Annotated in this window: 2 protein-coding genes and 1 pseudogene; 2 read left to right on the forward strand and 1 reads right to left on the reverse strand. The window is 59.4% G+C overall.

The features are described from left to right. Together ABX749_RS30640 and ABX749_RS30645 are read left to right on the forward strand one after the other, a co-directional pair. Positions 1 to 906 (forward strand): ABC transporter permease (locus ABX749_RS30640; protein WP_372899380.1); only part of this gene is annotated, 906 nt, incomplete at its 5' end. Between the two features lie 83 nt (positions 907 to 989). Continuing rightward, the gene (locus tag ABX749_RS30645) at positions 990 to 1,733 is read left to right on the forward strand and encodes an ABC transporter ATP-binding protein (protein ID WP_372899381.1); all 744 of its coding nucleotides are present in this window, start codon (positions 990 to 992) and stop codon (positions 1,731 to 1,733) included. Between the two features lie 216 nt (positions 1,734 to 1,949). Here the strand turns inward: ABX749_RS30645 and ABX749_RS30650 are convergent. After that, a pseudogene (locus ABX749_RS30650) lies at positions 1,950 to 2,151 on the reverse strand (alcohol dehydrogenase); the annotation flags it as partial.

Consider the following 2,151-nt stretch of genomic DNA (forward strand, 5'->3'; position numbering starts at 1 on the left):
CAGCTGGTGGCCGCCGTGGATCCGATGACCGAGCAGTTTCCCGGCATCATCTTGGGGATTTCAACCTGCAGCGTCCGCCACCGCGACGAAGCCGGCGAGGTCAAGGACCACTACTACGCCCAACCGGGCGACGACGTTCGCATGATCTTTCCCAACGCCGCGGGTGAAACGAAAGTCATCAACCAGAAGTTCACCGTCGTCGATTTGTATGAATCCGGGATGAGCGAATACGACAGCACGTTCGCATTCGTCCGTTTGGATCAACTGCAAGAATTTCGCGGCATGATCGATCCGGAGACCGGTGTCCGTAGCGTCACCACGATTCAATTAAAACTGGCCGAGGGTACCGACCTGAACGTCATTCGCGACGCACTGCGCGATCGCTTTCCACCCGAATTGTACGCCTACAACATCCAGACCTGGCGCGACCTGCAAGGCCCGCTGTTGTCTGCGGTGCGACTGGAGACCACGATCTTGAACATCTTGCTGTTCCTGATCATCGCCGTCGCCGGTTTCGGAATCTTGGCCACGTTCTTCATGATCGTGGTCGAAAAAACGCGTGACATCGGAACGCTCAAAGCATTGGGAGCGTCCGGCCGCGGTGTCAGCAGCATCTTCATGACCTACGGATTGTTGCTCGGATTCGTGGGCAGCGGTGCCGGGCTGATCGGCGGGCTCTTGTTCGTGCACTACATCAACGACATCGCCGAACTGCTGGAGATGTTTACCGGCCAAGAGGTGTTCGACCCGACCGTCTATTACTTCACCGAAATCCCCACGATCGTGCATCCCTTCACACTGGTCTGGGTGATGTGCGGTGCCGTCGGCATCGCCGTGATGGCCAGCGTGTTGCCGGCCATGCGGGCGGCGCGAATGCACCCCGTTCAAGCGCTGCGTTTCGAATGAGCGAAAAAGGTGTCCGACACCTTTTTGATAGTTTGGCGAATTTGCGTTGCCTTCACTCTCTTCCCTTGCCTTGAGACCGTTTGATGCCCACCCCTATCGTTCTGACCGCGCGCGGATTGAAAAAGAGCTACCACAAGGACCGCATCGATGTCCCCGTCTTGCGGGGCGTGGATCTGGAAGTCCGACAGGGGCTGGTCACGGCATTGGTCGGCCGCAGTGGCAGCGGCAAGAGTACCCTGATGCACTTGTTGGCGACGCTGGACCGGCCTGACGAAGGCGAAGTTTTCTTTCGGGGCAATCGAATCGATAACGCCCCCCGCGCCGTCCGCGATCGCTATCGCAATCACGAAATCGGCATCATCTTTCAGTTCTACCACCTGTTGCCCGAACTCTCGGCGATCGAGAACGTGCTCGCCCCGGCCATGATCGGGCAGAGTGTTTGGAGCTACTTCAAATCGCGGACGGAGAATCGTCGACGTGCCGAAGCGATGCTCGATCGCGTCGGATTGCTGCACCGTGCCAAACACCGTCCAAGTGAAATGAGCGGTGGAGAGATGCAACGGGTCGCGATCGCCCGAGCGCTGATGACCGACCCGAAGTTGTTGTTGGCCGACGAGCCGACGGGCAACTTGGACACCGAGACCGGTCAAGAGATTTTGCGTCTGTTGGCCGACCTGAAAGAACGCGACAACCTGACGATCCTGATGATCACCCACGACGACGAGATCGCCGCCTCGGCCGATGTCTGTTGGCGGATGCAAGACGGTTTGATTCACAGCGAACCTGGCGTCGAGGAGACGCCGGCGTTCGCCACCCACGCCGCGTAGCACGGATTGCCTGCCACGGGAACGCTTGTTGGTGGAATCGGATCACACGTGGGATTAGCCGTATCGCGCGAGCGTACGGGCGTTGATCACCAAGTAAACTCACCGGCGCCCGTAGGCTCGCGCCAAACGGCTGATTGAATCGACATACCGGTCAACGAGCGGGGCGTGGTGAACTCAGCGCCGACACGCGCCACTGGCTGACGCCACGTGCTGGCGTCAGGCGACGGAGCGATACAGCAGTTCGGCGTTGGTTTTGTCCAGCGGCACGGGATTGAACGTACCGGTCCATTGCTTGAGCGCTTCTTCGACAAAGCTCTCGATCCCACTGGCGGGGATTTTCAGCGCATTCAAGCTGGTCGCCAAGTCGGCCTGTTTCAGCCAGCGGGTGACCATCGATGCGAGCCGATCGGGCGCCTCC

The organism is Stieleria sp. (assembly GCF_041595215.1).
Taxonomy (GTDB): domain Bacteria; phylum Planctomycetota; class Planctomycetia; order Pirellulales; family Pirellulaceae; genus Stieleria; species Stieleria magnilauensis.